Below are 6,700 nucleotides of genomic sequence, written 5' to 3' on the forward strand. Positions count from 1 at the left end.
CGGTCGCGTGCAGCTCGGCGACCCGGATCAGGGTGCCGGGCGCGGGGCCGTTGAAGCGGACGAAGCCCAGATCCAGCTGGCGGTTTTCCAGCGCGTCGAATTGGGCGGCGGTGAACAGCTCGCGCAGCGTCAGCTTGACGTCGGGAAAGGACTGGCGGTATTGCTGCAGGCTGTGATGCAGGATGGGCGTGAGCGGCAGCGAGGAGGTGAAGCCTATTCGCAGCTCGCCGATTTCGCCTCCCGCCGCGCGGCGGACGGCGTTGACGGCACCGGCGCTGTCGGCCAGGATCTGCCGCGCGCGCGGCAACAGCTGCTGGCCGGCGGCGGTCAGCTCGACCTTGCGCTGGTGGCGGCGGAACAGCGCTACGCCCAGTTCGGCCTCCAGCGCCTGGATCTGCTGGCTCAGCGGCGGCTGGCCGATGTGCAGTCGCCTGGCGGCGCGGGTGAAGTGCAGCTCTTCGGCGACGGCGACGAAATAACGCAGATGGCGCAGTTCCATATTGATATTTATAAAGTATGAATTGATACTGAAATATATATTGGACTGCGGGTATGGCCAAGCCTAAGCTGATGGTGTTGTCCTGACCGAGATTGTTGCCGTGCCCGTCCATGCCCCTTCCGCCGCCATTCCCCTCCAAGCCGCTGCCGCCCCGCCCGCAGGCAAGCTGCATGCCGGCACCCCGGCGTTCCGCTCCACCGCGCTGGCGATGTTCGCCGGCGGCTTCTGCACTTTCGCCATGCTGTACTGCACCCAGCCGCTGATGCCGCTGTTCGCCCATGACTTCGGCCTGACTCCGGCGGCGGCCAGCGGCGTGGTGTCGGTGTCCACCGGCACGCTGGCGCTGGCGCTGATTCCCGCCAGCCTGCTGGCCGACCGCTTCGGCCGCCGCGGCCTGATGAACAGCGCGCTGGCCTTGGCGGCCTTGCTGATGCTGCTCTCGGCGTTTGCCGACAGCTTCAGCCGCTTCCTGCTGCTGCGCGCCCTGTTCGGCGTGGCGCTGGCCGGCCTGCCGGCGGTGGCGATGGCTTATCTGAGCGAGGAGGTGGACGGCAGGTCGCTGGGACAGTCGATGGGCCTCTATATCGCCGGCAATGCGCTGGGCGGCATGTGCGGCCGTTTTCTGGCCTCGGTGTTGGCCGACCACGTCGGCTGGCGCGGCGCGGTGCTGGCGCTGGCGGCGTTGGGAGGGCTGGGCGCCTGGCTGTTCTGGCGCACTTTGCCGCCGTCGCGCCATTTTCAGCCGCGCCGGCATGATTTCGGCCGCATGGGCAGCGAGTTGCGCGGTTTGTTGCGCGACGCCGGCCTGCCCTGGCTGTTCCTGTCGGCCTTTCTGCTGATGGGGTGTTTTGTCAGCCTGTACAACTACCTGGGTTTTCGTCTGCTGGCTGCGCCGTTCAACCTTAGCCAGAGCATGCTGGCGCTGGTGTTTTCGCTGTATATGGTGGGCATCTGGTCGTCGGCCTGGGTTGGCCAACTGGCGGACAAGCTGGGGCGGCGCAATGTGCTGTGGCTGATGGTGCTGCTGATGCTGGCGGGCCTGGCGCTGACGCTCAGCGATTCGCTGTGGCTGCTGGCGCCGGGCATCGCTTTGTTCACCTTCGGCTTTTTCGCCGGCCATTCGGTGGCCAGCAGCTGGGTGGGCTTGCGCGCGCGGCAGGGCAGGGCGCTGGCTTCGGCCTTGTATCTCACCGCCTATTATCTGGGGTCCAGCCTGTTCGGCTCGCTGTCCGGCCTGATGTGGGGGCGCGGCGGCTGGCATGGGGTGGCGACGGTGCTGGCGGCAGGGTTGGCGCTGATGATGGCCATCAGCCTGGGCTTGCGCCGGCTGCGGCCCTTGCCGCAAGCCTAGCGTCCGCAAACGAAAATGCCCCGCGTTGCGGGGCATTTTTCCATGGTGTTGCCGGCGTCAGCGGATGATGCCGCCGCCCAGGCAGATGTCGCCGTGGTACAGCACGGCGGACTGGCCGGGTGTGACCGCCCATTGCTTCTCGCCGAAGGTGAGGGTGGCCTGTCCGTCGACGATGGGAGACAGGCTGCAGGCGGCATCGGCCATCCGGTAGCGGTTCTTGGCGCTGTAGGCGCCGGCTTGCGGCGCGTTGGGCAGCGTCCAGCTCAGGTCCGCCATCGCCAGCGTGGGCTTGAGCAGCAGCGGGTGGTCGTGGCCCTGCACCACGATCAGCTGGTTGGCCGGGATGTCCTTGCCGGCGACGAACCACGGCTCGCCGTTGCCGTCCTTGCTGCCGCCTATGGTCAGGCCCTTGCGCTGGCCCAGCGTGTAGTACATCAGGCCGATGTGTTCGCCGACCACCTTGCCGTCCGGCGTCACCATCTTGCCGGGGGAGGTGGGCAGATAGCGCTGCAGGAATTCGCGGAACGGCCGCTCGCCGATGAAGCAGATGCCGGTGGAGTCCTTCTTGGCAGCGGTGGGCAGGCCGGCCTCTTCCGCCAGCTTGCGCACCTCGGTCTTGCGGATGTCGCCCAGCGGGAAGATGGCTTTCGCCAATTGATGCTGACGCAGCCGGTACAGGAAGTAGCTCTGGTCCTTGGTGTGGTCCACCGCCTTCATCAGGTAGTGGACGCCGTCCTGCTCCATCTTGCGCGCGTAGTGGCCGGTGGCGATGCAGTCGGCGCCCAGCGCCAGCGCGTAGTCGAGGAAGGCCTTGAACTTGATCTCGGCGTTGCACAGCACGTCCGGGTTGGGCGTGCGGCCGGCCGAGTATTCCTTCAGGAAGTACGAGAACACGCGGTCCTTGTACTCCTTGGCGAAATTGACCACTTCCATGTCGATGCCGACGATGTCGGCCACGCTCATCGCGTCCAGCGCGTCCTGCTTGATCGAACAGTATTCGCTGTCGTTGTCGTCTTCCCAGTTCTGCATGAACACGCCTATCACTTCATGCCCCTGCTGCTTGAGCAGCCAGGCGGTGACCGACGAATCCACGCCGCCGGACATGCCGACGACAATACGTTTCTTACCCGTCACGGGGAGTTTCCTTCCTTGCTTTGCTGGGCGGCCGCGGCCAGCCCGGATACGGCCGGCGGCTCATATCCCTTCATCCAAACTGAAAGGGGAACCACCACGGGCGGTTCCCCGAAATCCTTGAACCAGGTGTCCACCGCCCAGTCCTGGCCGGCGGCGATATCGTGCAGCACCCCGGTGTAGTGCAGATCCAGGATCCACAGCGCCCGCCATGCAGGTGGCGCCGCATGGTGGAATTTCAACCAGCCTTGCTTATCCAGATAGGAGAGAAAGGCGCTGACGTTGCTGCTGTGGTCTACGCAGTCCATCCGTCCTTCGGCCGGGCCGTCATGGATGTTGCCGCCCTTGTCCTGCCAGATGGGAGTTTCGCGCGCGGCGATGCGGTACAGCGCGGTGACCGCGTCGCTGACGGCGTCGCGCTCGCTGGCGGCGGAGTCGGCCCGCGTCAGGCGGGCGGCCAGCCAGTCGCGGGCTTCATCGGAAATTTCGAAATAGGTCTGCCTGGAACAACGGTAATGATAACAGATGTTTAGCCCGTCGGCGTGGCCGGAGCCGGGGAGCAGGCACAGCAGGATCAACAGCAGCGGCGTCAGGCGTGGCGGCATAGGCGGGCATCCGGTGGGTGGATCAGCGCAGGTCGCGTATCAGTTCTAGCGGATATATTATGCCACTGAGATGATCGGCCAGGCATTGCAGCGCCACCGGGCTGCGCAGCCTGTGGCGCTGCGCCGAAATGTCCTCGAAGCTGAGCCAGTGTACCGCGACGATGCCGGCGTCCAGGCGGGCGGGCTGGGGAGGCGCCGCGGCGCTGCCGTGGAAGGCGAAGCGCAGGTAAGTGATGTCGCTGTCCGGGCGGTCGGCCAGGTAGATGCCGGTCAGCCCCTGGGGAGTGAAATGCCAGCCGCTTTCCTCGCGGGTCTCGCGCACCACCGCCTGCAGCAGGGTTTCGCCGTGTTCCAGATGGCCGGCCGGCTGGTTCAGCCGCAGGCCGTCCGCCGTATCCTCCTCCACCATCAGGAAACGGCGATTTTGCTCGATGATGGCGGCGACCGTGGTGTTGGGCCTCCATTCTCTCTGCAAGTTATTGACAATCATTCTTGTTTGTCTCTATGATGATGATAACTATTCTTGATTGTAAGCCGGAGGGGGCTCACATGTACGTTTGCCTGTGCAATGCCGTGACCGACAGCCAGATCCGCCAGGCCGTCCATGCCGGCGCCAGCCGCATGTGCGACTTGCGCCGCGAACTGGGAGTCGCTTCTGATTGCGGCAAGTGCGCGTGCATGGCCAACCAGGTTCGCAAGGACGCGCAAGCCGAATTGATGGTCTGCTCGGTGGCGCGAACCGCCGCCTGACCGCTGTTTCCTCCTCTGACCAGGCTGGCCTCTGCGCCAGCTAATCCCATTCCCGTCTTGAGCCTTTCCCCCGCTGTGCCATAATGTCTGGATAAATTCATGGGAGGATATGGCATGCAAGGCGACAAGAAGGTCATCAAATACCTGAACCAGATTCTCAAGAACGAGCTGACCGCGATCAACCAGTACTTCCTGCATGCGCGCATGTACAAGAACTGGGGACTGAAGAAGCTCAATGAGCACGAATACGAAGAGTCCATCGATGAAATGAAGCACGCCGACAAGCTGATCGAGCGCGTGCTGTTCCTGGAGGGGCTGCCCAATCTGCAGGACCTGGGCAAGCTGCACATCGGCGAAAATCCGCACGAGATGCTGCAGTGCGACCTGAAGCTGGAGCTGGAGGCGCTGCCGTTGCTGCGCGAGGCCATCGCCTACTGTGAAACCGCCAAGGATTACGTGACGCGCGATCTGCTGGAGGACATCCTGGAAAGCGAAGAGGAGCATGTGGACTGGCTGGAGACCCAGCTTGACCTGATCGAACGTGTCGGCATCCAGAACTATCTGCAAAGCCAGATGGAAGACGCTTCCTGATCCCGCTTGAATTGGATGCGCAATGAAAAAGGGCTGTCTCGCGACAGCCCTTTTTGCGTCCGGGCACTGCCCGGATTACTTTTTCGCCGCCGGTTTGGCGGCCGGTGCGGCAAGCGGGGCGGAGGCGCCGGCCGGGGCCGGTTCTTCGCTTTCCTCCCACGGCAACGCCACTTTTTCCTTGTGGATGGTCAGGCCCTTGGCGTTGTAGTTCAGCTCGGTGGATATCTGACCGTTGTCCTCGACGATGTAGTCTTCGGACTTCCACTGCGCCAGCTGGCTGTCCAGGAGACTCTTGGCCAGGTCGTCCACCTCCTGCATATTGGGCTGGTCCTCCGCGGTGTGGTCCACGGTGAACAGGTTGCGCGCCTGGGTCAGCACCAAGCCTTCCAGCGTCTGGCGCGGCAGGCTGAGCTTGGCCTCGGCCTCGATGCGCTTGGCCAGCAGGGTGATGTCGCCCAGGTCGGCCGGCGTGAAGCCGTTGATGCCCAGACTGCCTTGCAGCGTGGCTTCGCCGCTGGGCATTTTCAGGTAGAACTCGTTGATCAGCAGCTTGGGGTTGTTCTCCAAGAGCGGAATCGCGTTCTTCTTGATGGTGTCGACGTACTGTTTGCGCAATACCGCCGGATCCACCCCCTCGAACGGGATCTGGCTGATCGCCCGGTCCAGCTTGACCAGCGTCGGGCCGTGCAGGTGATTGGCCGACACGTCCAGCCGCATCGGGCCGTAGCGGTTTTCGTTGAAGCTCAGTTCGGCGAAGTTCACCTTGCCGCGGGTGTTGACGAAGTCGTCCTGCTCGCTGGTGACGATCTGGTAGCTGAAGTTCTTCAACACCACCGACGACGGTTTGAACTCGCCGGACGGATTGACGAACTCGCCCACCCGCACCCGGGTCATCAGGTAGATCAGCTCGTTCAGCTTGATGCTGTACGGCACGCTTTCACGCGAGCTGAGCTGGATATTGCCTATGGTCAGTTCGCTGGTGCCCAGTTTGATGTCGGTGTTGCCGGGGCGCATGTCGGAGACGTAACGCACGCCCTCGAACGACACATTGCCCTTGCTGGCGGCTTCCAGCAGGAAACCCGGCGACAGCGCTTCGGTCTTGTATTCGCGGTAGCCGTGGGCGTAGTCGACCTGCAGGTCGAAGCCCTTCCATTTCATCTTGACGCCGGACAGCGCCTCTTCGTAGTCGAAGGACGGGATGTTGACGTCCAGCAGGCCGCCGCCACCGAAACCGATGTGGTTGACGATGGTGATCGGGTCCTTGTCGCCGAAGAAGGTCTTCAGCGTCTTGCGGGTGGCGTCGCTCATCGCGAACTCGGTCTTCACCAGCGCGCGCCCCGGACGGAAGCTGAAGCCGGAGAGCCCGGGCAGCGGACCATGCTGGATGTGGTTGGTGAACTTGATGGTGGCGTTCAGCAACGACTTCATATTGTCTGGCAGCATGTTTTCATACGGGCCGGACAGATGGCGGTTGAACACCAGCTCGGTGGTCTCGGTGGAGGAGAACCAGCCGCGTTCGTAACTGTGTGATTTGACCTTGAACAGGGGCAGGCTGGCCAGCATCCGGTGCTGTTCCTGCAGGGTGTCCTCGGCTTTGACCCCGGCCCAGTAGCTGGAGGCCGCATACAGGACGAACAGGCCACCGACGGTGGCGCCGGCAATGATCAGTCGACGTTTTGGCAACACTAGTATTTTTTCTGCACTAGGGTGAAATGATGCTCTATGGTACACCAATGCATGGCGGCATGGGCTGTCAAAGCGCCGCGCCGCCGA

At 63.5% G+C, this 6,700-nt stretch carries 8 protein-coding genes; 3 read left to right on the top strand and 5 right to left on the bottom strand.

The genetic code is table 11. From position 1 onward, the window contains the following. Positions 1-499, bottom strand: a 499-nt coding sequence (locus BI344_RS20695) for a LysR family transcriptional regulator (protein WP_139167094.1), incomplete at its 3' end; no start/stop codon positions are given. Between the two features lie 100 nt (positions 500-599). Here BI344_RS20695 and BI344_RS20700 point away from each other — a divergent pair. After that, a complete protein-coding gene (locus tag BI344_RS20700; protein ID WP_083370314.1) occupies positions 600-1,850 on the top strand; it encodes an MFS transporter in 1,251 nt (416 codons plus the stop codon). A 57-nt stretch (positions 1,851-1,907) separates the two neighbouring features. Here BI344_RS20700 and mnmA read toward each other — a convergent pair whose 3' ends face one another. Genes mnmA through BI344_RS20715 form a run of 3 tightly spaced genes read right to left on the bottom strand, consistent with a single transcriptional unit; the run spans position 1,908 to position 4,076 of the window. Continuing rightward, entirely contained in the window at positions 1,908-2,984 is a 1,077-nt protein-coding gene (gene mnmA, locus BI344_RS20705; RefSeq protein ID WP_071114691.1) for a tRNA 2-thiouridine(34) synthase MnmA, read from the bottom strand. Beyond that, the gene (locus BI344_RS20710) at positions 2,981-3,586 is read right to left on the bottom strand and encodes a hypothetical protein (RefSeq protein WP_071114692.1); all 606 of its coding nucleotides are present in this window, start codon (positions 3,584-3,586) and stop codon (positions 2,981-2,983) included. The genes mnmA and BI344_RS20710 overlap by 4 nt, the downstream gene beginning before the upstream one ends. 22 nt (positions 3,587-3,608) lie before the next feature. Then, on the bottom strand, positions 3,609-4,076 hold the full coding sequence (locus BI344_RS20715; RefSeq protein ID WP_071114693.1) for an NUDIX hydrolase: 468 nt from the start codon (positions 4,074-4,076) through the stop codon (positions 3,609-3,611). A 59-nt stretch (positions 4,077-4,135) separates the two neighbouring features. Between BI344_RS20715 and BI344_RS20720 the strand changes: the two genes are divergently transcribed. Continuing rightward, on the top strand, positions 4,136-4,336 hold the full coding sequence (locus BI344_RS20720) for a (2Fe-2S)-binding protein (protein ID WP_071114694.1): 201 nt from the start codon (positions 4,136-4,138) through the stop codon (positions 4,334-4,336). A gap of 114 nt (positions 4,337-4,450) precedes the next feature. Further along, positions 4,451-4,927 carry a bacterioferritin gene (gene bfr, locus BI344_RS20725; RefSeq protein ID WP_071114695.1) on the top strand — a complete coding sequence of 159 codons (477 nt, stop codon included), beginning with the start codon at positions 4,451-4,453 and terminating at the stop codon, positions 4,925-4,927. A 75-nt stretch (positions 4,928-5,002) separates the two neighbouring features. Here the strand turns inward: bfr and BI344_RS20730 are convergent, their stop codons facing one another. Then, complete coding sequence (locus BI344_RS20730; RefSeq protein WP_071114696.1) at positions 5,003-6,613, bottom strand: YdgA family protein; 1,611 nt, start codon at positions 6,611-6,613, stop codon at positions 5,003-5,005. Positions 6,614-6,700: the final 87 nt, after the last annotated feature.

The organism is Chromobacterium sphagni, from assembly GCF_001855555.1.
GTDB lineage: Bacteria > Pseudomonadota > Gammaproteobacteria > Burkholderiales > Chromobacteriaceae > Chromobacterium > Chromobacterium sphagni.

Bases quoted from the DNA above. Each gene is read 5' to 3' on its own strand.
- BI344_RS20710 (WP_071114692.1), bottom strand. From the start codon at position 3,586: ATGCCGCCACGCCTGACGCCGCTGCTGTTGATCCTGCTGTGCCTGCTC.
- BI344_RS20715 (WP_071114693.1), bottom strand. From the start codon at position 4,076: ATGATTGTCAATAACTTGCAGAGAGAATGGAGGCCCAACACCACGGTC.
- BI344_RS20720 (WP_071114694.1), top strand. From the start codon at position 4,136: ATGTACGTTTGCCTGTGCAATGCCGTGACCGACAGCCAGATCCGCCAG.
- bfr (WP_071114695.1), top strand. From the start codon at position 4,451: ATGCAAGGCGACAAGAAGGTCATCAAATACCTGAACCAGATTCTCAAG.